The organism is Mesorhizobium sp. WSM4837 (assembly GCF_055811435.1).
Window position 1 is genome coordinate 1 of record NZ_JBVVQE010000048.1, and the last position, 26,298, is coordinate 26,298.

The 26,298-nt window shown below is 63.9% G+C and carries 21 protein-coding genes; 7 read left to right on the forward strand and 14 right to left on the reverse strand.

Going from position 1 to position 26,298, the window contains the following annotated elements:
* Positions 1 to 124: 124 nt before the first annotated feature.
* A complete protein-coding gene (locus tag AC0L3D_RS24390; RefSeq protein WP_287050659.1) occupies positions 125 to 1,102 on the reverse strand; it encodes a TRAP transporter substrate-binding protein in 978 nt (325 codons plus the stop codon).
* Positions 1,103 to 1,138: 36 nt separating this feature from the next.
* Positions 1,139 to 2,548, reverse strand: coding sequence for a glucuronate isomerase (uxaC, locus tag AC0L3D_RS24395; protein WP_473646057.1), 1,410 nt, complete (start codon positions 2,546 to 2,548; stop codon positions 1,139 to 1,141).
* A 176-nt stretch (positions 2,549 to 2,724) separates the two neighbouring features.
* Here uxaC and AC0L3D_RS24400 point away from each other — a divergent pair, with 176 nt between their 5' ends.
* Positions 2,725 to 4,209: a mannitol dehydrogenase family protein gene (locus tag AC0L3D_RS24400; RefSeq protein ID WP_473646059.1), complete on the forward strand. Its 1,485-nt coding sequence runs from the start codon at positions 2,725 to 2,727 to the stop codon at positions 4,207 to 4,209.
* Between the two features lie 219 nt (positions 4,210 to 4,428).
* Here the strand turns inward: AC0L3D_RS24400 and AC0L3D_RS24405 are convergent, their stop codons facing one another.
* The 7 genes from AC0L3D_RS24405 to AC0L3D_RS24435 all read right to left on the reverse strand — a co-directional run bounded on the left by AC0L3D_RS24405 (position 4,429) and on the right by AC0L3D_RS24435 (position 12,744).
* Positions 4,429 to 4,836: a F0F1 ATP synthase subunit epsilon gene (locus AC0L3D_RS24405; protein ID WP_027154563.1), complete on the reverse strand. Its 408-nt coding sequence runs from the start codon at positions 4,834 to 4,836 to the stop codon at positions 4,429 to 4,431.
* 115 nt (positions 4,837 to 4,951) lie between these two features.
* Positions 4,952 to 6,535 carry a F0F1 ATP synthase subunit beta gene (gene atpD / locus AC0L3D_RS24410; protein WP_027154564.1) on the reverse strand — a complete coding sequence of 528 codons (1,584 nt, stop codon included), beginning with the start codon at positions 6,533 to 6,535 and terminating at the stop codon, positions 4,952 to 4,954.
* A 73-nt stretch (positions 6,536 to 6,608) separates the two neighbouring features.
* Positions 6,609 to 7,493: a F0F1 ATP synthase subunit gamma gene (locus tag AC0L3D_RS24415; RefSeq protein ID WP_473646061.1), complete on the reverse strand. Its 885-nt coding sequence runs from the start codon at positions 7,491 to 7,493 to the stop codon at positions 6,609 to 6,611.
* 34 nt (positions 7,494 to 7,527) lie between these two features.
* Positions 7,528 to 9,057, reverse strand: coding sequence for a F0F1 ATP synthase subunit alpha (atpA, locus tag AC0L3D_RS24420; RefSeq protein ID WP_023800086.1), 1,530 nt, complete (start codon positions 9,055 to 9,057; stop codon positions 7,528 to 7,530).
* Positions 9,057 to 9,617, reverse strand: a complete 561-nt coding sequence (locus tag AC0L3D_RS24425; RefSeq protein ID WP_023800087.1) for a F0F1 ATP synthase subunit delta — start codon at positions 9,615 to 9,617, stop codon at positions 9,057 to 9,059. Before AC0L3D_RS24425 ends, atpA begins: the two co-directional genes overlap by 1 nt.
* A gap of 246 nt (positions 9,618 to 9,863) precedes the next feature.
* Entirely contained in the window at positions 9,864 to 10,259 is a 396-nt protein-coding gene (locus AC0L3D_RS24430; RefSeq protein WP_023800088.1) for an AGROH133_08824 family phage infection protein, read from the reverse strand.
* 301 nt (positions 10,260 to 10,560) lie between these two features.
* Complete coding sequence (locus AC0L3D_RS24435; RefSeq protein ID WP_128168585.1) at positions 10,561 to 12,744, reverse strand: primosomal protein N'; 2,184 nt, start codon at positions 12,742 to 12,744, stop codon at positions 10,561 to 10,563.
* Between the two features lie 188 nt (positions 12,745 to 12,932).
* On the opposite strand from AC0L3D_RS24435, the gene fsa reads away from it, so the two are divergent.
* Positions 12,933 to 13,586 carry a fructose-6-phosphate aldolase gene (gene fsa, locus AC0L3D_RS24440; RefSeq protein WP_023800090.1) on the forward strand — a complete coding sequence of 218 codons (654 nt, stop codon included), beginning with the start codon at positions 12,933 to 12,935 and terminating at the stop codon, positions 13,584 to 13,586.
* A 108-nt stretch (positions 13,587 to 13,694) separates the two neighbouring features.
* Here fsa and AC0L3D_RS24445 read toward each other — a convergent pair whose 3' ends face one another.
* Both AC0L3D_RS24445 and leuS read right to left on the reverse strand, forming a co-directional pair.
* Complete coding sequence (locus AC0L3D_RS24445; RefSeq protein WP_128168587.1) at positions 13,695 to 14,282, reverse strand: LPS assembly lipoprotein LptE; 588 nt, start codon at positions 14,280 to 14,282, stop codon at positions 13,695 to 13,697.
* Entirely contained in the window at positions 14,269 to 16,893 is a 2,625-nt protein-coding gene (gene leuS, locus AC0L3D_RS24450; protein WP_473646063.1) for a leucine--tRNA ligase, read from the reverse strand. Before leuS ends, AC0L3D_RS24445 begins: the two co-directional genes overlap by 14 nt.
* 146 nt (positions 16,894 to 17,039) lie before the next feature.
* Here leuS and AC0L3D_RS24455 point away from each other — a divergent pair, with 146 nt between their 5' ends.
* Together AC0L3D_RS24455 and AC0L3D_RS24460 are read left to right on the forward strand one after the other, a co-directional pair.
* Complete coding sequence (locus tag AC0L3D_RS24455; protein ID WP_473646065.1) at positions 17,040 to 17,702, forward strand: YggS family pyridoxal phosphate-dependent enzyme; 663 nt, start codon at positions 17,040 to 17,042, stop codon at positions 17,700 to 17,702.
* A gap of 105 nt (positions 17,703 to 17,807) precedes the next feature.
* The gene (locus tag AC0L3D_RS24460) at positions 17,808 to 18,857 is read left to right on the forward strand and encodes an aldo/keto reductase (RefSeq protein ID WP_128248071.1); all 1,050 of its coding nucleotides are present in this window, start codon (positions 17,808 to 17,810) and stop codon (positions 18,855 to 18,857) included.
* Positions 18,858 to 18,906: 49 nt separating this feature from the next.
* Here the strand turns inward: AC0L3D_RS24460 and AC0L3D_RS24465 are convergent, their stop codons facing one another.
* Positions 18,907 to 19,815, reverse strand: coding sequence for a LysR family transcriptional regulator (locus AC0L3D_RS24465; RefSeq protein ID WP_023800095.1), 909 nt, complete (start codon positions 19,813 to 19,815; stop codon positions 18,907 to 18,909).
* A 137-nt stretch (positions 19,816 to 19,952) separates the two neighbouring features.
* Between AC0L3D_RS24465 and AC0L3D_RS24470 the strand changes: the two genes are divergently transcribed.
* Entirely contained in the window at positions 19,953 to 21,131 is a 1,179-nt protein-coding gene (locus tag AC0L3D_RS24470) for an MFS transporter (RefSeq protein ID WP_473646067.1), read from the forward strand.
* Positions 21,132 to 21,169: 38 nt separating this feature from the next.
* The gene (locus tag AC0L3D_RS24475; protein ID WP_473646069.1) at positions 21,170 to 22,204 is read left to right on the forward strand and encodes an aldo/keto reductase; all 1,035 of its coding nucleotides are present in this window, start codon (positions 21,170 to 21,172) and stop codon (positions 22,202 to 22,204) included.
* An 89-nt stretch (positions 22,205 to 22,293) separates the two neighbouring features.
* Here the strand turns inward: AC0L3D_RS24475 and AC0L3D_RS24480 are convergent, their stop codons facing one another.
* Positions 22,294 to 22,566, reverse strand: a complete 273-nt coding sequence (locus tag AC0L3D_RS24480; protein ID WP_027154578.1) for an usg protein — start codon at positions 22,564 to 22,566, stop codon at positions 22,294 to 22,296.
* A gap of 308 nt (positions 22,567 to 22,874) precedes the next feature.
* On the opposite strand from AC0L3D_RS24480, the gene acs reads away from it, so the two are divergent.
* Positions 22,875 to 24,830 carry an acetate--CoA ligase gene (acs, locus tag AC0L3D_RS24485; protein WP_473646071.1) on the forward strand — a complete coding sequence of 652 codons (1,956 nt, stop codon included), beginning with the start codon at positions 22,875 to 22,877 and terminating at the stop codon, positions 24,828 to 24,830.
* Between the two features lie 58 nt (positions 24,831 to 24,888).
* Here acs and AC0L3D_RS24490 read toward each other — a convergent pair whose 3' ends face one another.
* Entirely contained in the window at positions 24,889 to 26,157 is a 1,269-nt protein-coding gene (locus tag AC0L3D_RS24490; RefSeq protein ID WP_023800100.1) for an SAM-dependent methyltransferase, read from the reverse strand.
* Positions 26,158 to 26,298: the final 141 nt, after the last annotated feature.

Below are 26,298 nucleotides of genomic sequence, written 5' to 3' on the forward strand. Positions count from 1 at the left end.
CCGGGGGGGGGGCCCGCCACACCCCCCGCGGGCGGGGCGGGGGGGGGGGGGGGGTGTGGGGGGGGGGGGGGGGGGGCTGCCCCCCCGGGGGGGGGGGGGGGCGCCCCCCCCCCCCCCCCGCTGATCACTGCACGGCCCTAATGGCTTCGACCATCGCCTTCAGCTTGTCGTCCTTGACGTGCTTTTCGTAGACCGGTCCCATCGCGTCGATGAAGGGCTGCTTGTCCGGCGTCGTGATCTGCGAACCGGCCGCCTCGACCTTGGCACGCGATTCCTTGACCTTGGCGGCCCACAGCTCACGCTGCTTGGCGACGCTTTCCTTGGCGGCCGCTTTGAAGATCGCCTGGTCTTCCGGCGTCAGCTTGTCCCAGCTCGACTTCGCCATGACAAAGGCTTCCGGCACCATCGTGTGCTCGTCGAGCGAATAGTGCTTGGCGACTTCCGCATGCTTGGCGGTGTCGTAGCTCGGAAAATTGTTCTCCGCGCCGTCGATGACCCCGGTTTCGATCGCCGAATACACCTCGCCATACGGCATCGGCGTCGCGTTGGCGCCGAGTGCGGCCACCATGTCGACGAATATGTCGGACTGGATGACGCGGAATTTCAAGCCGGCCATATCGGCTACAGTGTTGATCGGCTTCTTCGAATTGTAGAAGGAGCGCGCGCCGCCGTCATAAAAGGCGAGCAGCACCAGCCCGACCTGTTCGAACGCCGCCGCGATCTGGTCGCCGACTGGTCCGTCCATGACCTTGTGCATATGGTCTTCCGAGCGGAAGATGTAGGGCAGCGAGGGCACGGTGGTTTCGGGGATGAGTCCGTTGAACGGCGCCATCGAGACGCGGTTGAGGTCGATCACGCCGGAGCGCACCTGCTCGATCGTGTCCTTTTCCTCGCCAAGCTGCGCGGAATGATAGACATCGACTGAATAGCGGCCGGCCGTGCGCTCCTTCACAAGCTCGCCAAAATATTTGACCGCCTCGACCGTCGGATAGCCGTCCGGGTGCGTGTCGGACGAGCGCAGGACCGTCTGGGCGCTTGCCGTTCCGGCCATCAGTGCGGCGGCCAGTAGCGTAGCTCCCGCCAGTCTAGAAAAATGCAGCATTGGTTCCTCCCGTTTGAACGATGGCGGCAAGCGCCGTTAGAGCCGGTACGCCTTTTTCGCGAGCGTATAGGCAAGTTCCAGCGCCAGCTCGTGCGCCTCGTCCTCGCGGAGCCGGTGCTCGGCGACGAGACGCGCAAGAAAGGCGCAATCGACCCGACGCGCCACATCATGGCGGGCCGGGATGGATGGAAAGGCGCGGGTGTCGTCGTTGAAGCCGACGGTGTTGTAGAAGCCGGCAGTCTCGGTGGTCATCTCGCGGAACCGGCGCATGCCCTCCGGGCTGTCGTGGAACCACCAGGCCGGCCCGAGCTTCAGCGCAGGATAGACGCCGGCGAGTGGCGCCAGTTCGCGCGCATAGCTGGTCTCGTCGAGCGTGAAGAGGATGATTGCAAGGTCGCGCTCCAGGCCGACGCAGTCGAGCAGCGGCTTCAGCGCCGTCACATAGTCGGTTCTGGTCGGGATATCGAAACCCTTGTCCCTGCCGAACTTGTGGAAGACGGCAGGCGAATGATTGCGCCAGGAGCCGGGATGGATCTGCAGGACCAGCCCGTCGTCGCGGCTCATCTTGGCCATCTCGGTCAGCATCTGGGCGCGAAACAGTTTTCGCTCACGCTCGTCGTCCGAACCCCGGCGGATGCGGTTGAACAATTCATGCGCGGCAGCATCCGACAGATTGGCGGTCTCTGCCGTCGGATGGCCGTGATCCGACGCGGTCGCGCCAAAACTTTTGAAGAAGGCCCTTCTCTGGCGATGCGCATCGAGATAGCCGGCCCAGCTGCCGGTGTCGCAGCCGGTGATGTCGCCGAGCCGATCGAGATTGGCAGAAAAGCCTTCGAAATCGGGATCGACGACGGCGTCCGGCCGATAGGCGGTGACGACGCGGCCCTCCCAGCCGCTGTCGCGGATCATCTGGTGCCATCTGAGATCGTCGAGCGCGCCTTCGGTCGTCGCGATGACCTCAATGTTGAAGCGCTCGAACAGGGCTCGCGGGCGAAAATTCTCCCACTGCAGCAAGGTCGAGATCGTGTCGTAGTGGGCGTCGGCGGTTGCGGCCGTCAGCGGCTCTTCGATGCCGAACAGGTAGGCAAGCACATGGTCGAGCCATAACCGCGTCGGCGTGCCGCGGAACAGATAATAGTGCTCGGCGAAGCGGCGCCAGATCGTCCTGCCGTCGGTCTCCACCGGTGAGCCGTCGAGCGTTGGCACGCCAAGATCCTCGAGCCGGACGCCCTGGCTGAACAGCATGCGGAAGATGTAATGGTCCGGCACAACAAGCAATTGCGCTGGATCGGAAAACGCCTCGTTGAGCGCATACCAGCGCGGATCGGTGTGACCGTGCGGGCTGACGATCGGCAGATCCTTGACAGCGGCGTAGAGATCGCGGGCGAGCGACAGCGGACGCGCCTCCGAGGGAAACAGCAGATCCGGATCGGTCAATGCGGCCACGTCGTTCCTCCCAACCCGGCCATCGGTAGGATCGGAAAGAAATAATGTCAACATACAAAAAATAGATTGTTGTATGATGACTTTAACGCGGCGTCAGCCCATTGTGCGGGAACGAAACGGATGTTACGCCGCATGCTGGCCACGCCCGGCACGAGCTCGATCAGACCCATCGCACGATGACAGACAGACGCCTTTCCAACAGCACGCGGCAGGCATTGCCGGCTTCGGTCGCGGTCCCCGGATACGACCGCAACCGTGTCGTACCCGGCATCGTCCATCTCGGCGTCGGCGCATTCCACCGCGCCCATCAGGCAGCCTATGTCGACGACTGCCTGGAGGCAGGAGAGACGGATTGGGGCATTGTCGGCGTCTCGCTGCGAAGCGCCGACACACGCGACGCGCTGGCGCCGCAGGACGGACTTTACACGCTGGCGGTCAGGAGCAGCGACAGCGAAAGCCTGCGCGTCGTCGGCTCGATCCTGTCGATGCTGGTGGCGCCGGAAGATCCCGGTGCGGTGCTGGCCGCGCTGACTGATCCGCGCACCGCCATCGTCACACTGACGATCACCGAAAAAGCCTATCTCAGGGCGGCGGGTGGCGGACTGGACACAGCCCATCCCGACATCGTCCACGATTTAGCCAACCCGCAAATGCCGCGGACGGCGCATGGTTTTCTGGCCGAATCGCTTGCGCGCCGCCGCGTCGCCGGTATCCAGCCATTCACCGTGCTGTGCTGCGACAATCTCCCTGCCAATGGCGCCACGCTGCGCCGGCTGCTGGTCGAATTCGGCGCTTTGCGCGGTACCGATCTCGCCCGCCACATCGCTGACGAGGTGGCATTTCCGTCGAGCATGGTCGATCGCATCGTGCCGGCGACCACCGATGCCGACCGGGCACGGATATCGGGCCAGCTCGGCGTCGTCGACGCCTGGCCTGTCATGACCGAGCCGTTCTGCCAATGGGTGGTCGAAGACGATTTCCCGGCGGGCAGGCCGGCCTGGGAAAGGTTCGGCGTCACCATGGTCGGTGACGTCGGGCCGTTCGAGGACATGAAACTGCGCCTGCTCAACGGCTCGCATTCGGCGATCGCCTATCTTGGCCTGCTCAGCGGCTATGAGACGGTCGACCGCGCCTTCGCCGATCCGGCGATCCGGCAATTCGTCGACGGATTGTGGGCCGAGGCGATCACGACACTGCCGAAAGACGCCGGGCTCGACACGACCGACTACACGGCCCAGCTCGCCAAGCGTTATTCGAACACCGCGCTCGCCCATCGGACGGCGCAGATCGCCAATGATGGCAGCCAGAAACTGCCTCAGCGCATCATTGCCTCGGCAATGGAGCGGATGAGTAACGGTGCCCCGCCCGCCTATCTGATGCTGGTGGTGGCCGCCTGGATCGCGGCTTGCGAGGCGCGCGGCAAAGCCTTGCCGGAAAACCACTTCACCGACCCGCTCGACTTGGCTTTGGCCGCACTCGACACTCGGCATCTGTCGGCTGGCGAAGCGGTGGTGGCGATGTTCGACCTGGCCGGCTTCGCCAAGGGCGGTGCCGAGCGCCTGACGCTGATCGACCTCGCGGCCGCCCATCTCGAACGCCTGCGCCAGGGCGGCGTGGCTGCTGCTTTCACAGCGCTGGGCATTGAGGGCGAAAAGCTCTGAGGCCGGCCTGCAACGCGCCATGCGCGCGGTAGATCGCGAACGGGCTGAGGCACTTACCTTCTCCCCTTGTGGGAGAAGGTGGCCTCGCGAAGCGAGGTCGGATGAGGGGTGCTCCAGCTTGGCGCCGACAGCACTCCGTCCAACACCCCTCTTCCGTCTTGGCGCTGCGCGCCAATCCACCTTCTCCCACAAGGGGAGAAGGCAAGAGGGCGCCCCGCCCTATGCCGGCAAAATCGCGCCTTCGAGTGTGGTGAGCTGGCTAAGGAACTGCTCGGCCTTGCTGCGCGTCTCGTCGTCCTTGGCGTCGGCGACGTCTTCCCTGGCTTCCTGGATACGGCGGGCGAGGTCGGCGCGGTCGATGTCGCCGACGGCTACAGCCGATTCGGCCAGCAGCGTGCAGCCGGCCGGAACAATGTCGGCAAAGCCGCCGAACACGACGTAGCGCTCTGCCTTGCCTTCTGCGGTCTTCACCGTGACGACGCCGGGCTTGATCGTGGTCATGACCGGCGCGTGATGGGCCATGACGGTCATTTCGCCTTCGGCGCCGGGAATGACGACGGATTCGACCTGCTCGGAAACCAGCAGGCGCTCCGGCGAGACCAGTTCGAATTTGAAAGCTTCAGGCATGATCAACTCAGCGAATGGTGAATGGTGAATGGTGAATGGTCCGAAAGACCTTCACTCAGCCTCGATTTCCTGTCCGCTGCTCCCCATTCACAATTCACTATTGACCATTCACCAATCACGCCGCTTCGGCCGCCAGGCGCTGTGCCTTCTCGACCGCTTCTTCGATGCCGCCGACCATGTAGAAGGCGGCTTCCGGCAGGTGGTCGTAGTCGCCGTTGCAGAGGCCCTTGAAGCCCTTGATGGTGTCGGCGAGATCGACCAGCTTGCCCGGCGCGCCGGTGAACACTTCGGCGACGAAGAAGGGCTGCGACAGGAAGCGCTCGATCTTGCGGGCGCGGGCCACCGTCTGCTTGTCCTCTTCCGACAGCTCGTCCATGCCCAGGATGGCGATGATGTCCTGCAGCGACTTGTAGCGCTGCAGGATCGACTGCACCTGGCGGGCGACCTGGTAGTGCTCTTCGCCGACGACCATCGGGTCGAGCATGCGCGAGGTCGAATCGAGCGGATCGACGGCCGGATAGATGCCCTTTTCCGAGATCGCGCGGTTGAGCACGGTCGTCGCGTCAAGGTGGGCGAACGAGGTCGCCGGCGCCGGGTCGGTTAGATCGTCGGCCGGCACGTAGATAGCCTGCACCGAGGTGATCGAGCCCTTGGTCGTCGTCGTGATGCGCTCCTGCAGCGCGCCCATGTCGGTGGCCAGCGTCGGCTGATAGCCCACGGCCGAGGGGATACGGCCGAGCAGCGCCGACACTTCGGAGCCCGCCTGCGTGAAGCGGAAGATGTTGTCGACGAAGAACAGCACGTCCTGGCCCTGGTCGCGGAAATATTCGGCAACAGTCAGCCCGGTCAGGCCGACGCGGGCGCGTGCGCCCGGCGGCTCGTTCATCTGGCCATAGACCAGCGCCGCCTTGGATCCTTCGCCGCCGCCCTTCTTGTTGACGCCGGACTCGATGAACTCGTGATAGAGATCGTTGCCTTCGCGGGTGCGCTCACCGACGCCGGCGAACACCGAGAAGCCGCCATGCGCCTTGGCGACGTTGTTGATCAATTCCTGGATCAGCACCGTCTTGCCGACGCCGGCGCCGCCGAACAGGCCGATCTTGCCGCCGCGGGCATAGGGTGCCAGCAGGTCGAGAACCTTGATGCCGGTGACCAGGATTTGTGCTTCCGTCGACTGCTCGACATAGGTCGGCGCCGGCTGGTGGATGGAGCGCATCTCGATGCCGTCGACCGGGCCTGCCTCGTCGACCGGCTCGCCGATGACGTTGATGATGCGGCCGAGCATGCCCGGACCGACCGGCACGGTGATCGGCGCGCCGGTGTCATAGACGTCCTGGCCGCGAACCAGACCTTCGGTCGAGTCCATGGCGATGCAGCGCACCGTGTTCTCGCCGAGATGCTGCGCCACCTCGAGCACGAGGCGATTGCCGACATTGGACGTTTCCAGGGCGTTCAGGATCGCCGGCAGATGTTCGCCGAACTGCACGTCGACAACGGCGCCGATGACCTGGCGAACCTTGCCAGCCAGGCCGGTCTTGTTGATGGCAACGGTCGGCGCCTTCGCCGCGGCAGCCTTGGCGGGCGCTGCCGCCTTCTTGGCCGGAGCCGCCTTCGCTGCGGCTGCCGGAGCCTTTGCCGGTGCTGCCGCCGTCGCGGCGGTCTTCGGGGCCGCCTTCTGGGGGGTCGCTGCTTTCGCCATCGTCTTTACCCTTTTCGTCTCTTTGTTTCTCACGCGATCCGCCTGAAGGTCGCCGACCTTCATGGGAGCGCGCCTAGAGCGCCTCGGCGCCCGAAATGATTTCGATCAATTCCTTGGTGATCTGCGCCTGCCGCTGGCGGTTGTAGGTGATCGACAATTTGTTGATCATGTCGCCTGCGTTGCGCGTCGCATTGTCCATGGCGCTCATCTTGGCGCCCATCTCGCCGGCGGCGTTTTCGAGCAGGGCGCGAAAAACCTGTACGGAAATGTTGCGCGGAATGAGATCGGAGAGGATTTCGCCCGGCTCCGGCTCGTATTCATAGACGGCACTGCCGCCGTCCGTCGCTTCGGCGGTAGCGGTAGCCACGCCTGCCGGGATGATCTGCTGGGTTGTCGGGATCTGGCTGATCACCGATTTGAACTGCGAGTAAAACAGCGTGCAGATGTCGAAGCCGCCCTCGTTGAAGAGATGGATGACCTTCTTGGCAATGCCATCGGCATTGACGAAGCCCAGCGTCTTCACCTCGCGCAAGTCGACGCGCTCGAGGATCAGCGCCGCATAGTCGCGACGCAGGATGTCGAACCCCTTCTTGCCGACGCAGATGATCTTGACCTGTTTCCCGTCGGCCAAAAGCTTGCGGATGTGGTCGCGGGCAAGGCGTGCGATCTGCGAATTGAAGCCGCCGCACAGACCACGCTCGGCGGTGCAGACGACGAGCAGATGCACGTCGTCCTTGCCGGTGCCGGTCATCAGCGCCGGGGCCTCGCCGCCGCCGCCGATCGCCTGGGTGATGTTGGCCAGCACCGCGCCCATGCGCTCCGAATAGGGGCGCGCTGCTTCCGCCGCCTCCTGCGCGCGGCGCAGCTTCGCCGCGGCGACCATCTGCATCGCCTTGGTGATCTTCTGCGTCGCCTTGACCGAGGCGATACGGTTACGAAGGTCTTTTAGTGAAGGCATGCTTCAAACCTGATCCCGTCCGTCCGGCCGTCGTTCAAGCAAAGGTCTTGGCGAAGGTGTCGATCTCCGCCTTCAGCTTGGCGCGCAGATCGTCCGACAGCGCCTTCTCCTTGCGGATGCCGTCGAGCACCTCCTTGCCGGCCGAGCGCATGTGGCTGAGCAAGCCATGCTCGAATTTGCTGACCTGGTCGATCGCCAACTTGTCGAGATAGCCGTTGACGCCGGCGAAGATCACCGCGACCTGTTCTTCGACCCTGAGCGGCGAGAACTGCGGCTGCTTCAGGAGTTCGGTCAGGCGTGCACCGCGGTTGAGCAGGCGCTGCGTCGCGGCGTCGAGGTCGGAGCCGAACTGGGCGAAGGCCGCCATTTCGCGGTACTGCGCGAGCTCGCCCTTGATGGAGCCGGCGACCTGCTTCATCGCCTTGATCTGCGCCGAGGAGCCGACGCGCGACACCGACAGGCCGACATTGACCGCCGGGCGGACGCCCTGGAAGAACAGATTGGTTTCCAGGAAGATCTGGCCGTCGGTGATCGAGATGACGTTGGTCGGGATATAAGCCGACACGTCGTTGGCCTGGGTCTCGATGATCGGCAGAGCCGTCAACGAGCCGCCGCCATTGTCGTCATTGAGCTTGGCGGCCCGCTCCAGCAGGCGCGAATGAAGGTAGAAGACGTCGCCCGGATAGGCTTCGCGGCCAGGCGGGCGGCGCAGCAGCAGCGACATCTGGCGATAGGCGACGGCCTGCTTCGACAGATCGTCGTAGCTGATCAGCGCGTGCATGCCGTTGTCGCGGAAATATTCGCCCATCGTGCAGGCGGTGAACGGCGCAAGGAACTGCATCGGCGCCGGATCGGAAGCGGTGGCGGCGATGATGATCGAATAATCGAGCGCGCCGCGCTCTTCGAGAACTTTCACGAACTGCGCAACGGTCGAGCGCTTCTGGCCGACGGCGACGTAGACGCAGTAGAGCTTTTCCTTCTCCGGGCCGTGCTCGTGCACCGATTTCTGGTTGAGCATTGTGTCGAGGATGATCGCGGTCTTGCCGGTCTGGCGATCGCCGATGACCAGCTCGCGCTGGCCGCGGCCGACCGGGATCAGCGCATCGATGGCCTTGAGGCCGGTCGACATCGGCTCGTTCACCGATTTGCGCGGAATGATGCCGGGCGCCTTGACGTCGACGCGCTTGCGCTCGGTCGCCTGGATCGGGCCCTTGCCGTCGATCGGGTTGCCGAGCGCATCGACGACGCGGCCGAGCAGGCCCATGCCGACCGGCGTATCGACGATGGCGCCGGTGCGCTTGACGATATCGCCTTCCTTGATGTCTCGGTCGGCGCCGAAGATGACGACGCCGACATTGTCAGCTTCGAGATTGAGCGCCATGCCGCGGATGCCGCCGGGGAATTCGACCATCTCGCCGGCCTGGACATTGTCGAGGCCGTAGACGCGGGCGATGCCGTCACCGACGGACAGAACCTGGCCGACTTCGGAGACCTCGGCCTCCTTGCCGAAATTCTTGATCTGGTCTTTCAGAATTGCGGAAATTTCCGCGGCGCGGATGTCCATCAGCCGACCTCTTTCAGTGCAAGCTTGAGCGAATTGAGTTTGGTTTTGAGCGACGTATCGATCTGGCGCGAGCCTATCTTGACCACCAGCCCGCCGAGCAACGACGGATCGACGGTCACGGTGATCGCGACATCCTTGCCGGCAACGCTTTTCAGCGCCGCCTTCAGCTCGGTTTGCTGGGCGTCGGTCAGCGCATGCGCCGAGGTCACTTCAGCGGCGGTCTCGCCACGATGCTCGGCGGCGATCTGGCGGAATGCCTTGATCATGCCGGGAATAGCGAACAGACGGCGGTTCTGGGCGACGACGCGCAGGAAATTGCCGGTGAGGCCGGTGATCCCTGCCTTGTCGGCGATCGCCGCAATGGCCTTGGCCTGGTCCTCGCTGGAGAACACCGGGCTATTGATCAGCCGGGTCAGATCAGCACTGCCTTCGAGCATCGCCGCGAAACTGTTGAGGTCGGCCTCGACCTGGCCGACCGAATTCGCCTGGAGCGCGAGCTCGAACAGCGAACCCGCATAGCGCTCTGCGACACCTGAGATTGGCGATGACGATTGGGCCACGGACCGTCTTTTCTCTTGTCTGACAGGCCGCAGATTATTGGCGCGAGCGAAAACTCTGGCTAAATCTTTGACCTTACTGCATTTTTCCAAGCACGAAGACGCGGCTTCCGCTATCCCCGGCCGAAAGTCGATTGCCGTCTAGCACAGGCATTTTAAGACCGCAATGCGTCGCCCCGCATGGTTTTCAGGCACTATTGTCGCATCCGGCGGCGCGGTTCGACCGCCGGTCCCGAATTAGCCTTTGATTCAAGGCACAAAGCCGAAAGCGAAGGCAAGCGGCAGCGCCGCCAGCACCAGTTCGACCACGATGGACGCCCAGTTGAAAGGTGTGTTGGCGCTGTCCGACATCATCGACAGCAGGCGACCGAAGGCGGTGAACAGCCAGGAAAAGCCAAGCGCCATGTAGAGCAGCGGTTGCGCCAGCAGAATGCAGCACAGGCCGACGCCGAGATAGAAGCCTGACATCCTGCCGCGCCCTTCGGCGATCGCCGCCGCCTTTTCGGGCTTGACCTGCAGTCTGAGTATCCGGAAAGCCAGTGCCGGCGCCAGGAACAACATCAGCCCGAACAGCAAGGTCACGACGGCGCTCGACCACGCCAGCCACTCGCCCTGGCTCATCGGCCACGGAAACGCAAATTCCATACTGTCCCCTCGCAAATGGCTGTTTCGAAATTTCGGGCATTCTAGCGAAGCAAGAGCCATGCGCCAGATGCGCGTCACGAATTACGGGCGCGCATCAGTCCAACGCGAACACGACCGCCGCCTCGGTATGGATGCGCGTCGTACCAAGAGCTTCATGACGGGCTGTTCCTCCTTTATGGAACGCTATGCATGCTATGCATTATGACCACATGAGACCACACAGGGAGTGAGGCGCTCGAGGTGTGGTGCTGGAATATATTGCAAGACCCGCCTGCGGCCGACTAGACTAACTCCAAACGCCTCACAAAAAGCTCTGCGGGTCGATGTCGACCTGCACGCGCACCGAGCCCCGCAGCTTCGGTCCCTCGGCCAGCATGGTGCGGATGAACCCTTGCATGTCGGCGCGCCGCTCGCCCTGGATCAGCAGGCGAAAGCGATGGCGGCCGCCGATCAGCGACAGCGGCGCCTCGGCCGGGCCGAGCACGAACAGATCGGCGGCCTGAGGTGCGGCGCGCCGCAAACCCCGCGCATGGCCCTCCGCTTCGGCCCGCGTCGCAGCACTGACGATGACGCCGGCGAGCCGGCCGAAAGGCGGCAGCACCGCCCGCTCGCGCTCAGCGATTTCGCGCTCGTAAAAAGCCTCGGCGTCGCCGGAGACGATCGCCCGCATGACCGGGTGGTCGGGCTGGAAGGTCTGCAGCAGGCCAAGGCTCTTCTTGCCGGTGCGGCCGGCGCGGCCGGTCACCTGGCTGAGTAGCTGGAAGGTGCGTTCGGCGGCGCGCGGATCGCCATTGGCCAGGCCGAGGTCGGCGTCGACCACGCCAACCAGTGTCATGTTGGGGAAATTGTGGCCCTTGGCGACGAGCTGCGTGCCGATGACGATGTCGGCCTCGCCATTTGCGATGGCTTCAAGCTCCAGCCTCAGCCGCCGCACGCCGCCCATCAGGTCAGACGACAGGACGATGGTGCGGGCGTCGGGGAAATGCGCGACGACCTCTTCGGCGATGCGCTCGACGCCCGGCCCGCAGGCGACCAGATGGTCGAGCGTGCCGCATTCCGGGCAGGCCTCGGGCCGCCGCTCATTGTGCCCGCAATGGTGGCAGACGAGCTGGCCGCGAAAGCGGTGCTCGACCAGCCAGGCCGAGCAGACCGGGCAACCGAAGCGATGGCCGCAGACCCGGCACAGCGTCAGCGGCGCATAGCCGCGCCGGTTGAGGAACAGCAGTGACTGTTCCTTCTTCTCCAGTGTCTGGCGCATGTGGCCAAGCAGCACCGGCGACAGGAAGCCGCCGCGTGCCGGCGGGGCGCGGCGCATGTCGATCGTCTTCAGGTCGGGAAGCGCCGCCTCGGCAAAGCGCGCCGAAAGCACCGCCCTGCTATAGCGGCCTTGGCTCGCATTGACCCGGCTTTCGACCGACGGTGTCGCCGAGGCGAGCACGACCGGAAAGCCGCCGATGTGGCCGCGCACCACCGCCATGTCGCGGGCATTGTAGAAGACGCGGTCTTCCTGCTTGTAGGCGGGGTCGTGCTCCTCGTCGACGACGATCAGCCCAAGCTCCCTGAACGGCAAAAACAGCGCCGAACGCGCGCCGGCAACGACGCGCACGCCACCCTCCGCCACCTGCCGCCAGACACGCTCGCGCATCCTTGGCGGCAGGTCCGAGTGCCATTCGGCCGGCTTGGCGCCGAACCGTTCCTGGAAGCGCTCGAGGAAGGCGTGGGTCAGCGCGATCTCCGGCAGCAGGATCAGCACCTGCTTGCCGCGGTCGAGCGCCGCCGACACCGCCTCGAAATAGACCTCGGTCTTGCCCGATCCGGTCACCCCGTCGAGCAGCGTGACGCCGAATGCGCCGGCCGCGACATTGCTGCGCAGCATCTCGGCTGCATCGCGCTGGTCCGGCATCAGCGATGGCTGGGCGTAGCCTGGGTCGGGTGCTGCGACCACCGGTCGCGGCGGGATCATGACGGTCTCGAACACGCCTTGCGCCTTCAGCCCGTCGATCACCGTCGACGACACGCCGGCCGCATGCGCCAGCCCGGACCGCGTCCAGGCGAGCCCGCCTTCGGCTGTCTCCAGCACGCGCATCCTCGCATCCGTCACACGGTCGGGTCTGGCCAAGGTGCGTTGCAGCCCTTCGATCCACGGTTCCGGGTCGAAGGCCTCCGGCGCCCGCAGCAGCATACGCGCCACCATGCCGGGCGGCGACAGCGTGTATTGCGCGATCCAGTCGACGAAGCGGCGCATAGCGCGGTCGATGGGCGGGCAGTCGAAGACCTGCTCGATCGGGCGCAGTTTTTTGGCATCGACCTTTTCGACGGCTCCGTCCCAGACGATGCCGGCGACCTGGCGCGGGCCGAGCGGAACGCGCACGATCGAGCCCGGCACCACGCGCATGCCGGCGGGCACGGCATAGGTGTAGGGGCGCTCGGCGGGCATCGGCACCAGCACCGGTGCGGCCGCGACAAAGGGCGAATCTTCGATCATGAGGCGTGACCTTGCCCCGACTTTGGTCTAGATCAAAGTCCGACCCCAAATGTGCATGACACGCACTAGAGCGACGTGCGTCCATCCGGACGCACAAAGTACGCTCTAGAACTTTAAACCTCGCATCGTGCTTCCGAAAATCGATTCGATTTTCGGGCCGATGCGATAAAAATCTTCAGGAGACCGTCATGAAATTTTTTGTCGACACCGCCGATGTCAAGGAAATCCGTGAACTGAATGATTTGGGGCTGCTCGACGGCGTCACCACCAATCCTTCGCTGATCCTCAAATCCGGCGGCAAGATCGCCGACGTCACAAGAGAGATCTGCGAGATCGTCAAGGGACCGGTCTCGGCCGAAGTCGTCGCCACCGAATACAAGGACATGATGGCGGAGGCCAAGATCCTGGCAAGGATCGCCGATAATGTCTGCATCAAGGTGCCGCTGACGCTCGACGGCCTGAGGGCCTGCAAGGACATCCGGTCGGACGGCCGCATGGTCAATGTTACGCTGTGCTTCTCGGCCACCCAGGCGCTGCTCGCCGCCAAGGCCGGTGCCTCCTTCATCTCGCCCTTCGTCGGCCGCATCGACGACAGCGGCTGGGACGGCATGGAGCTGATTGCGGATATCCGCACCATCTACGACAATTATGATTTCCAGACCGAGATCCTGACCGCCTCGGTGCGCACGGTGAACCATGTCAAGCAGGCCGCACTGATCGGCGCCGACGTCATCACCGCGCCGCCGGCGACGCTGAAGGCGCTGGTCAAGCACCCGCTGACCGACAAGGGCCTGGAGCAATTCCTCGCCGACTGGGCCAAGACCGGCCAGACAATCGGCTGAAATCAAGACGCGGTGTTCACATAAAAAAGGCCGAGCAATCGGCCTTTTTTTGCGCCATCAATCAGGCCTCGGCGGTAACCGGAACGTCTCGGCCCAAGCCGAAAAATTCTAACCGGCCACTGTCTTGCCGTGCTTGACCAGATCCTGCGCGATCGACAGGCGCAGCAGATCCGCCAGCTCGCGCGCCGCGCGGTTCTCGGCGTCGATTTGCGCCCGGTAGGAGGCAAACTCCTGACGCGGCCTGTCGAAGGACGACGCTATCGAGCGCTTGCCGGTCGCGATGGTCTTGCCGGTCCTGGCGTCGGTCAGGAGATAATTCGCGGTCAGTGTCACCGTGCCCGCCGTTGGCTCGTCGTCATCGGTCGTGATCTGCACGGTTGCAGCGGATTCAACAAGTTCGGTAACGCCGAGATCGAGCGAATAGGCGGGGGACGCCGGCTCGCCCGCACCCTGGCCGAGCGCGAAGATCAAATTGTTGCGGACCTGCTGGGCGTAACGGGTGTTGACCGGTTTGACCGAGATGGACCCGAGTTCGGCGGCAGCCCCGACTTGCGAGCCGGCCGACAGCGGCGCGCTCGAATAGAGCGGGCGCACCGTGCAGGCCGAAACCAGCGCAACCGAAGCGACCAGGCCATACAGCGTTATACGGCGCAGCAAATGCGTCACTTCTGTCTTCCTCGGATCAGGCAACGACATTGACGATCCTCTGCGGGACGATGATCACCTTGCGCGGTGCCCTACCTTCAAGCGCTTTCTGCACGAAGTCGAGAGCCAGAACCGCTTTTTCGACGGCACCTTGGTCCGCGTCGCGGGCAATTGTCAAATCGCCGCGCTTCTTGCCGTTGACCTGAACCGGCAGCACGATCTCGCTGTCGACGACAAGCGCCGGATCATAGACGGGCCAAGGCCGTTCGGCGACCAGATCGGTACCGCCGAGCGTCTGCCAGCATTCCTCGGCCAAATGCGGCATGACCGGCGCAATCAGATGGACGAGGATGTCGACGGCCTGCCGGCAGGCAGCCTTGAGCGCCGGATCGGCCTTGCCTTCGGCCGCCTCGTTGAGCGGCGTGGTGAGCGCATTGGCGAGCTCGTAGATGCGGGCAATGGCGCGGTTGAAGGCGAGCTTTTCAATATCCTCGCCGACCGATTTCAACGCCTTGTGCGCGGCCTTGGAAACAGTCCCTGCCTCGCCCTCCTTCGCCGCTGCCGGTCGGATTCCGGCGAGCGATTCGGCAGCCGTCGACACCAGGCGCCAGATACGCTGGATGAAGCGGTGCGCGCCGGCGGCACCCTCGTCGGTCCATTCGACGTCACGCTCGGGCGGCGAGTCCGACAGCATGAACCAGCGCGCGGTGTCGGCGCCATAGCCGTCGGTGATCTCTTCCGGGCTCACTGTGTTCTTCTTCGACTTCGACATTTTTTCGAGCGGGCCGATCACCGCCTCTTCGCCGGTCGCGATTTCGATGGCGCGGCGCTTGCCGTCGACGTCTTCCAGCCGCACCTCGCTGGGAGCAACCCAGCGGCTGTTCGATCCACTGCCGACCCGATAGGTCTCGTGCACCACCATGCCTTGCGTGAACAGGCCCCTGAACGGCTCGGCGAGATCGACATGGCCGGTCTCGCGCATGGCGCGGGTGAAGAAGCGCGAATAGAGCAGGTGCAGAATGGCGTGCTCGATGCCGCCAATATACTGGTCGACCGGCAGCCATTCGGTCGCTGCCTTGGGATCGGTCGGATCGTTCCCCCAGGGTGCGGTGAAGCGGGCGAAATACCAGGACGAATCGACGAAAGTGTCCATCGTGTCGGTTTCACGGCGTGCATCCTTGCCGCATTGCGGGCATTTGACATGCCGCCATGTCGGATGGCGGTCGAGCGGATTGCCCGGCCGGTCGAACTCGATATCGTCCGGCAGCCTGACCGGCAGGTCCGCCTTCGGAACCGGCACCACGCCGCAATCCTCGCAGTGGATCATCGGGATCGGGCAGCCCCAGTAGCGCTGGCGCGAAATGCCCCAGTCGCGCAGGCGGAAGTTGACCTTGCGCTCGGCCATCGGCCGATTGCCGATGGTCTTTTGTTCCAGCAGCTTCGCCACCTCATCGAACGCCTGATCAGGCTTCATGCCGTCGAGGAAGCGCGAATTGATCATCACGCCGTCGCCGACATAGGCCTCATCAATGATCTGGAAATTTCCTTGGTTCTCGCCTTCCGGTATCACCACCGGAATGACCGGCAGGCCATATCGGTTAGCGAAGTCGAGGTCGCGCTGGTCACCGGACGGGCAACCGAATATGGCGCCGGTGCCGTACTCCATCAGCACGAAATTGGCGACATAGACAGGCAGCGTCCAGTTCGCGTCGAACGGATGGACGACTCGTATACCGGTATCCATGCCCTTTTTTTCGGCCGTTTCCAGCGCCGCCACCGAAGTGCCCATGTGGCGAACCTCGTCGATGAACTTGGCCAGCGCCGGATTGTTTTCGGCCGCCTTCTTGGCCAGTGGATGGTCAACTGCGACCGCCATGAAGGAGGCGCCGAAGATGGTGTCAGGCCGCGTCGTGTAGACCTCCAGCTCATCCTCGCCAGCAATCGGCGCGGCCAGCGGCCAGCGGATCAGCAGGCCTTCCGAACGGCCGATCCAGTTCGCCTGCATCAGCTTGACTTTTTCTGGCCACTCGTCGAGGCCCTCCAGCGAGTCCAGCAGGTCCTGCGCATAGTCGGTGATCTTGAAGAACCACTGCGTCAGCTCGCGCTGTTCGACCAGCGCACCGGAGCGCCAGCCGCGTCCGTCGATGACCTGCTCGTTGGCAAGCACCGTCATGTCCTCCGGATCCCAGTTGACCTTGGAGGATTTGCGCGTCACCAGCCCCTTCTCGACGAAATCGAGGAACAGCATCTGCTGGCGGTGGTAGTAGTCGACATCGCAGGTGGCGAATTCGCGCGCCCAGTCGAGCGACAGGCCCATGACCTTGAGCTGCTCGCGCATGGCGGCGATGTTCTGATAGGTCCAGTCCTTGGGATGAACCTTGTTCTGCATCGCCGCGTTCTCGGCCGGCATGCCGAAGGCGTCCCAGCCCATCGGGTGCAGCACGTTGAAACCCTTGGCCCGCTTGTAGCGCGCCACCACGTCGCCCATCGTGTAGTTGCGGGTATGGCCGATATGGATGCGCCCCGACGGATACGGAAACATCTCGAGCACGTAGTATTTCGGACGCGGGTCGTCGTTGTCAGCCTCGAACAGCTTCTTGGCGTCCCAGGCCTTCTGCCATTTGGGCTCTGATGCGCGCGGATTGTATCGTTCGGTTGCCATTGGATGTTTTTCACTTAAAAAGCATGCGCGAACAGCCGGACATGCCCGGCGGCTCAGGAAATGTCGTCGCGGTGTTCACCATGGATTGCCGGACCCGTCAACTGCGACGCCCCGGCCAGGACAAAAACCAGAGTCAGGATATAGGCATGGCGAGCGCCGTAGAACAGTTTTTCACGGTCAAGGCGAGGATCGCCGCCGCCGAGCGCGAGGCAGGATGGCAAGCCGGCGCGGTGACGCTGGTCGCGGTCTCGAAGACCTTCAGCGCCGACGATATCCGCCCGGTCATCGACGCCGGCCAGCGCGTCTTCGGCGAGAACCGCGTCCAGGAAGCACAAGCCAAATGGCCAGCGCTGAAGCAAGCCTTCCCCGACATCGAGCTGCACCTGATCGGTCCGCTGCAATCGAACAAGGCGAAGGAAGCAGTCGCCCTGTTCGACGTCATCGAGACGGTCGATCGCGAGAAGATCGCCGCCGAACTCGCCAAGGAAATCGCCAGGCAAGGCCGGTCACCAAAACTCTACGTTCAGGTCAACACCGGCTCGGAACCGCAAAAGGCAGGGATCGAGCCGCGCGAAGCCGTACCCTTCGTTACGCGCTGCCGCGAGGTCCATGGTCTCGCCATCGAAGGCCTGATGTGCATTCCGCCGGCCGATGAGAATCCCGGCCCGCATTTCGCGCTGCTGGAAAAGCTCAGCACGGAGGCAGGTGTGGAGGCGCTTTCGATGGGCATGTCCGGCGACTACGAAACCGCGATCGCCTTCGGTGCAACCAGCATCAGGGTCGGCTCGGCGATCTTCGGCAGCCGCTAGCGGACAGTTGGTCCAGAGCCACCCGGCCGTTACGCCAACAAGTAGAAACGAAACGTATCGTTCCTATATCTACCGGGTCATTCCAAAACTTTCCGGAGCCGCACCATGCGCTACAGTCAACTTGGAAACACGGGGATGTTTGTCTCCGAACTGTGTCTCGGCACCATGACCTTCGGCGCCGCCGACCAAAACAACCAATGGGGCCTGATCGCCAGCCTCGACCAGGATGGCGTCGACAGGATCGTCCAGCGCTCGCTCGCCGCCGGCATCAATTTCTTCGACACGGCCGATGTCTATTCCTTCGGCGCATCGGAACGGTTTCTCGGCCAGTCGCTGCGCAATCTCGGCATCGAGCGGCAGGACGTGATCATCGCCACCAAAGTCCATGGCGCCATGGGCGACGGCCCCAACCAGCGCGGCTCCTCGCGCGGCCACATCATAGATTCGGTCGACGGCAGTCTCGAACGGCTGCAACTGGACCATATCGATCTCTATCAGCTGCACGGCACCGACGCGGTAACGCCGATCGACGAGACGCTCAGGGCGCTCGACGATCTGGTTGCCAGCGGTAAGGTCCGCTATGTCGGCGTCTCGAACTGGGCGGCCTGGCGCATCGCCAAGGCATTGGGCATCGCCGAACGCAAGGGCTTTGCCCGTTTTGAGACGGTCCAGTCCTACTATTCGATCGCCGGCCGCGATCTGGAGCGCGAGATCGTGCCGCTGCTCAACGAGGAGAAGCTTGGGCTGATGGTCTGGTCGCCGATGGCGGGCGGGCTGCTTTCCGGCAAATACGGACCCGGCGCGCCTGGCAATGGCGAGGGCCGCCGCGCCAGCTTCAATTTCCCGCCGGTCAATGAAGACCGCGCCTGGGCGGCGGTCGCCGTCATGCGCGAGATCGCCGGCAAGCACGGCGTCAGCGTCGCCACGGTGGCACTTGGCTATGTCTTGGCCAAGCCTTTCGTGATGAGCGTGATCATCGGCGCCAGCCGCATGGAGCAGCTCGAACAGAACCTTGCCGCCACCGAGTTGAAGCTCGACAGCGACGATCTTGCTCGTCTCGACGAAGTCAGCGCGCTGCCATCCGAATATCCGGGCTGGATGCTCGAGCGCCAGGCGGCTGGCCGGCGTCCGGCGCCCTTTGCGGAGAAGAAGTAAATCTCATCTTCGATTTCGGGAGCCGGCGGGCTCCCGATCTTTCTTGGGCTCAGCTCAGCCGGACCGTCTCGACCAGAAAGTCGAGAAAGGCCCGCACTCGGGCCGGCAAATGTTTGCCCTGGCCGACGTAAACAGCGTGGGTAAGCTCCTCGTCGCCGGGGTTGAAGTCCTCCAGAAGCGGGACCAGCCGGCCGGCGGCGATGTCGGGCTCGACATGCCAGCGCGCCAGCCGGGCGATGCCAGTGCCCGAAAGCGCCATCAGCCGCATCGCCTCGCCGTCGCTGACCAGCGCGTTTCCGGTGATCGGGACGATGAAGGCGTCGCCGGCCGCAGCGACGAAGGGCCAGCCGTCGACATGGCGCACGAAGCAGAAACCCATCCGGTTGTGATGATCGAGATCGGCCGGCGTTTGGAGCGCGCCATGCGTCCTGATGTACGATGGCGCGGCGACGACGACCAGCCGGCTCTGCCCGAGCTTGCGCGCCACCAAACGTGATTCGCCGAGCGGCCCGGCGCGGATGGCGACATCGGCGCGCTCCTCCATCAGGTCGATGACATTGTCGGTCAAAACCAGATCGATGGCGATTTCCGGATAGCGTTCGAGAAAGCGCGGCAAGAGCGGGATCAGCCGGTGCTGCCCGAACGGCACGTAGCTGTTGACCCGCAGCCGGCCGCGCGGCGCAGCACCGGCCGCCGCCTCGCGCTCGGCTGCCGCCATGTCGGCCAGGATGCGCACGCCGCTGTCGAAGAAGGCCGCGCCTTCTGGAGTCAACTGGAGCTTGCGCGTCGAACGGCTGATCAGCCGCGCGCCAAGCCGCGCCTCAAGCCGCGCAATCAGCTTGCTCACCGCCGACGGCGTCATCCGCAGCATCCGCGCCGCAGCGGAAAAACTGCCCGCTTCGACGACACGGACAAACACTTCGATCTCGCCGGAGCGGTTGATGTCAGGCCTCGCCATTCGTGAATCTATTTCACAGACAATGTGCCCGACGCAAGGCTGGTTCACAGCACATGGCAACACGATCTTCCGGGTCGGGGCGCAGGAGGACACGGCGTCCTGTCGTCAAAACTGCTGTCATCGGAGTGGGAACCGCGATGCCTCTTGCACTTTATGCTCTCGCCGCTGGTGCGTTCGGCATCGGTGTCACCGAATTCGTCATCATGGGCCTGCTGCTCGACGTCAGCGCCGATCTCGGCGTCTCGATCTCGGCCGCCGGCCAGTTGATCTCCGGCTATGCGCTGGGCGTCGTCATCGGCGCGCCGCTGCTGACGATCGCCACCGGCCGCTGGCCGCGCAAGACCGTGCTTCTGGCGCTGATGGCGGTCTTCACGCTGGGCAACCTCGCCTGCGCGCTGGCCCCCGACTACTGGACGCTGCTGGCTGCCCGCGTGCTCACCGCCTTCGCCCACGGCACCTTCTTCGGCGTTGGTGCGGTGGTTGCGACCGGGCTGGTCGCTCCCAACAGGAAGGCCTCGGCGATCGCCCTGATGTTCACCGGCCTGACCATCGCCAACATCCTCGGCGTGCCCTTCGGCACCTGGCTCGGCCAGGCCTTCGGCTGGCGGGCGACTTTCTGGGCTGTAACCCTGGTCGGCATCGTCGCCTTCGCCATCATTCTCCTGCTGGTGCCGCGCAGCCCGGCAGCGCTGGAAAAGAGCGACCTGCGCGGCGATCTCGCCCTGCTCGGCCGCGCCCCGGTTCTGCTTGGCTTCGCCGTCACCGTGCTGGGCTATGCGGGCGTCTTCGCCGTCTTCACCTATATCGCCCCCCTGCTGACCGAGATCACCGGTTTTGCGGAAGCGGCGGTGTCGCCGATCCTGCTTGTCTTCGGCGGCGGCCTCATCGCCGGCAATCTCGCCGGCGGCAAGTTCGCCGACCGCTGGCTGGTGCCTTCCGTCCTCGGCAGTCTCGTTGTGCTGGCGCTGGTGCTCGGCACGATGACCTTCGCCCTGCACAGCCGGGCGATGGCTGTCATCCATGTCGGCCTGCTCGGCGCCGCCGCCTTCGCCACCGTAGCGCCGCTGCAGATGTGGGTGCTGGAAAAGGCTGAAGGCGCCGGCCTGAGCCTCGCCTCGTCCTTCAACATCGCCGCCTTCAACCTCGGCAACGCCGCCGGCGCCTGGCTCGGCGGCATGGTCATCGCGCATGGCCCCGGCCTCGGCGCCGTCACCTGGCTCGCCGCCCTGCTGCCGCTCTCGGCGCTCGCCGTGGCGTGGCTGGCGCTGCGCCTCGATCGCCCGACGCTTGGCGAACCGGCATCTGCCTGCTCGTAGCAACCCGACGAACCCCTTAGACATCACAGGAGAAAAAGATGGATTATCGACGTCTTGGCGCCTCGGGCCTGAAGGTTCCGGCGCTCTCGTTCGGCGCTGGAACCTTCGGCGGCTCGGGGCCGCTGTTCGGCGCCTGGGGCAACAGCGATGCGACGGAAGCGCGGCGGCTGGTCGACATCTGCCTGGAGGCCGGCGTCAACCTGTTCGACACCGCCGACGTCTATTCGAACGGCGCCTCCGAGGAAGTGCTCGGCGCGGCCGTCAAGGGCCGCCGCGATGCCGTGCTGATTTCGACCAAGACCTCGCTGCCGATGGGCGACGGACCCAATGATGCCGGGTCCTCCCGTTCGCGCCTCATCAACGCGGTCGAGGACGCGCTCAAGCGTCTCGGCACCGATTACATCGACCTGCTGCAGCTGCATGCTTTCGACGCCGCAACGCCGATCGAGGAGGTGCTGTCGACGCTGGACAGTCTCGTGCGCGCCGGCAAGCTGCGCTATGTCGGCGTCTCCAACTTTTCCGGCTGGCAAGTGATGAAATCGCTCGGCCTGGCGGACAAGCACGGCTACCCGCGCTACGTCGCCCATCAGGTCTACTATTCGCTGGTCGGGCGCGACTATGAATGGGAGTTGATGCCGCTCGGCCTCGACCAGGGCGTTGGCGCGCTGGTGTGGAGCCCGCTCGGCTGGGGCCGCCTGACCGGCAAGATCCGCCGCGGCGAGCCACTGCCGGAAAAAAGCCGGCTGCACGACACCGCAAGCTTCGGGCCGCCGGTCGAAGACGAGCTGCTCTACAGGGTTGTCGATGCGCTCGAAGCCGCGGCCAGGGAAACCGGCAAGACCGTGCCGCAGATCGCCATCAACTGGTTGCTGCAGCGGCCGACCGTCGCCTCCGTCATTATCGGCGCGCGCACCGAGGAACAGCTGCGCCAGAATCTTGGTGCCGTCGGTTGGTCATTGACATCAGACCAGATCAAGAAGCTCGACGCAGCAAGCGCGGTGACCGCAGCCTATCCGTATTTTCCGTATCGCCGGCAGGAGGGTTTTGCCCGGCTGAGCCCACCTGCGGTCTAATGCGCGCGGGCCCTCTGTCCTGCCGGACACCGCAAAGCGCCGACCTCAGCACCCAATACGATTGTAAGCTGACATCCTGCGCCGTTGCCCTAATGCAGCACGAACTCGCCATCGAGCTTCCGCCACTCATTGGGCGCGATCAGCTTCTGGTGCGTATAGCTCACCGAATGCAGCGGACCATCGAGCTTGGTCTGCCAGAATTCGATGAACCGGATCAGCACCGGAAATTTCGGAGCGATGTCGTAATCCTGCCAGATGAAGCTCTGCAGCAGATGCGGGTGATCGGGAAAGTGATAAAGAATCTTGGCCGTGGTCAAGCCGTAGCCCTTGAGCATCAGGTCCATTTCGGAATGGTCGCGCATCGCGGTCCCCTGGTTGATTCTCCTTTCCTCCCAATTTGAAATTGTGCGCGCTATTTGCTCAATCGTCTATTGATATTTCGTAGTTAAAGGCCGGATTTACGACACAAAAACATGCAGTTAGCAGCGATCGTGGTCGAGTGCTGATAGCGGCGAAAACGACCTCTGCGGCATCCCGCCGCGCGAATCCAACGTCTAATGTTGCCGTCACCGCGGAACTGTTAATAATGCGCGCGAATTCGCGGCCGCTTCGCCGCGATGCCGCTCGGCGAGCAAGCCGGGCGGCCTGGTTTCGGGAGGAAGGCAAAGATATGTCCGAGGTTCATGTCCATCGCGTCCAGCCGGCGTGGAAGAAGAATGCGCTGATCGATAATGACACCTACCTGAAATGGTACGCCGACAGCGTGAAGAACCCGGACAAGTTCTGGGGCAAACACGGCAAGCGCATCGACTGGTTCAAGCCCTACAGCAAGGTCAAGAACACCTCCTTCGACGGCAAGGTCTCGATCAAATGGTTCGAGGACGGCCAGACCAATGTTTCCTGGAACTGCATCGACCGGCATCTGAAGAAGCGCGGCGACCAGACCGCCATCATCTGGGAAGGCGACAATCCCTACGACGACAGGAAGATCACCTATAACGAGCTCTACAGGCATGTCTGCCGGCTCGCCAATGTGATGAAGAAGCACGGCGTTAGGAAAGGCGACCGCGTCACCATCTACATGCCGATGATCCCGGAAGCCGCCTATGCGATGCTCGCCTGCACGCGGATCGGCGCCATCCATTCGGTGGTCTTTGGCGGCTTTTCGCCGGACGCGCTGGCCGGCCGCATCGTCGACTGCGAATCGACTTTCGTCATCACCGCCGATGAAGGCCTGCGCGGCGGCAAGTCCATTCCCTTGAAGGAGAACACGGACAAGGCGATCGACATCGCCGCGAAGAACTTCGTGATGGTCAACAAGGTCGTGGTCGTGCGCCGCACCGGCGCCAAGGTTGGTTGGGCTCCGGGGCGCGACGTCTGGTACCATGACGAGATCGCGACAGTTGAGGCGGAATGCAAGCCGGAGAAGATGAAGGCAGAGGACCCGCTGTTCATCCTTTACACATCGGGCTCGACGGGCAAGCCGAAGGGCGTGCTGCACACCACCGCCGGCTATCTCGTCTATGTCTCGATGACCCACCAATATGTCTTCGACTACCACGACGGCGACATCTACTGGTGCACCGCCGATGTCGGCTGGGTCACCGGCCACAGCTATATCGTCTACGGGCCGCTCGCCAACGGCGCCACCACGCTGATGTTCGAAGGCGTGCCGAACTATCCGTCGCAATCCCGCTTCTGGGAGGTCATCGACAAGCACAAGGTCAACATCTTCTACACCGCGCCGACGGCTTTGCGCGCGCTGATGGGTGCCGGCGACGCCCATGTCACCAAAACCTCGCGCAAATCGCTGCGCGTGCTCGGCACGGTCGGCGAGCCGATCAACCCGGAAGCCTGGGAGTGGTATTTCGATGTCGTCGGCAACGGCAAGGTGCCGATTGTCGACACCTGGTGGCAGACCGAGACCGGCGGCATCCTGATCACGCCGCTGCCCGGCGCCACCCCGCTCAAGGCAGGTTCCGCGACGCAGCCGTTCTTCGGCGTCAAGCCGCAACTGGTCGACGGCGATGGCAAGGTGCTGGAAGGCGTTTCCAGCGGCAATCTCTGCATCGCCGATTCGTGGCCGGGCCAGATGCGTACCGTCTATGGCGATCACGAGCGCTTCGTGCAGACCTATTTTTCGACTTACAAGGGCAAGTATTTTACCGGCGACGGCTGCCGCCGCGACGCCGACGGCTACTACTGGATCACCGGCCGCGTCGACGACGTCATCAACGTCTCCGGCCACCGCATGGGCACGGCCGAGGTCGAATCCGCGCTGGTTTCGCACGAGAAAGTCTCCGAAGCCGCCGTCGTCGGCTACCCCCACGACATCAAGGGCCAGGGCATCTACTGCTACGTCACATTGATGGCTGGCGAGAAGCCGAACGAGGAGTTGCGCAAGGAACTTGTCGCCCACGTCCGCAAGGACATCGGCGCCATCGCCACGCCCGACAAGATTCAGTTCGCTCCGGGCCTGCCGAAAACCCGCTCGGGCAAGATTATGCGTCGCATCCTGCGCAAGATCGCCGAGGACGATTTTGCCGCGCTCGGCGATACCTCGACGCTGGCCGACCCGGCGGTCGTCGACGACCTCATCGCCAACCGGCAGAACAAGCGGGCATAAGAAACATCCGGTCGACGTTCGGCGGAAACCCGATCGGATGAGATCGCTCGCTCCCGCTCTACCGATAAAGGTCCGCCCGCGTCGGCGGCAGTCCGCTCGGGCCCCGCGCGCGCTTGGTGACGACGGTCTGGAAAATCTGCGCCGAGGCGCGTTCGAAAGTGATCGAACAGCCGGTGAGATAAAGCAGCCAGAGGCGCGCCTTGGCTTCGCCGACCTCGGCGATCGCTTCATCGAAGCGTGCGTGGAGGCGCTCGGCCCACAGACGGCAGGTGCGGGCGTAGTGCTCGCGCAAATTCTCGACATCGTAGACAAGAAAGCCGTGCGCTTCGAGATTGCCGAGCGTCATGCCGATCGTGTCGAGTTCGCCGCCGGGAAAGATGTATTTGATCAGCGCTTTGAATTCCGGGCCCTTGCGCAAGGTCTTCTTGATGCTGCCCTTGTCGCGCCGGGTGATGGCGTGATGCAGATAGATGCCGCCCGGCTTGAGCAGGCGACGAATGGTCGAGAAATAGGCGGCGTGGTTGGCCAGCCCCAGATGCTCGAACATCCCGATCGACGAGATCTTGTCGAAGGAGCCGGACAGCTCGGCATAGGACTTTATCTCGATGGTGATGCGATCCTCCAGTCCCTCAGCACGGATGCGCTCGCGGGCGAGCTGGGTCTGGGCTTCCGACAGCGAGACGCCATGGCCGACGACGCCGTAATTTTTCGCGGCATGGATGAGCATGGCTCCCCAGCCGCAGCCGATGTCGAGCAGCCTTTCGCCGGGCTTCAGCCGCAGCTTGCGGCAGATATGATCGAGCTTGTCCTTCTGCGCCTGGTCGATGCCATTGGCGAAATCGGTGAAATAGCCGCAGCTATAGACCATGCGTTCGTCGAGGAAGAGCCGGTAGAAGGCGTTCGAAATGTCGTAGTGGTGCTGGATTGCCTGCCTGTTCGACCCGCTGACGAAGGGGTTGCGCCCGGAAAGGTCGGTCCGCGCCGTCATCTGTTTTCGCGAAAACAGCACGGCTGGCAGGTCGCGCAGGACCGCGAGCTTGGGCAACGACTTGAGCTTCGCCCTGAGCTTGCCCTGCGCAGGCAGAGCGTAGAAATCGAACAGCGACCCGTCTTCCACGTCGATGGTCTTGGAAATCCACATTTCGATCAGCGTCGAGAGGTTGGGCCGCCGCATCACCTGCCAGACGATGTCCTGGTCGTTGATGGTGACCACGGGGCCGGTGGCGGGGCCGATCCGCTCGCCGTTCCACAGCTTGACCGCGAAGCCCGGCTTCAACGTCTCGATAACCGTTCGAACGATCCGTGCGGCTCTCTCGGCTGCCTCCATCCGCGTTCCTCCTGCTCAGCCCCTGGCGGTCCGGCAGCGACATTGCCTGTCCGATCGGATAGCCGCAAGCAGTTAGCGCCAAACGCGCACCGCATTTTCACGATGGCGCCTTGCCATTTGCAGATCGACACCCCATCATGA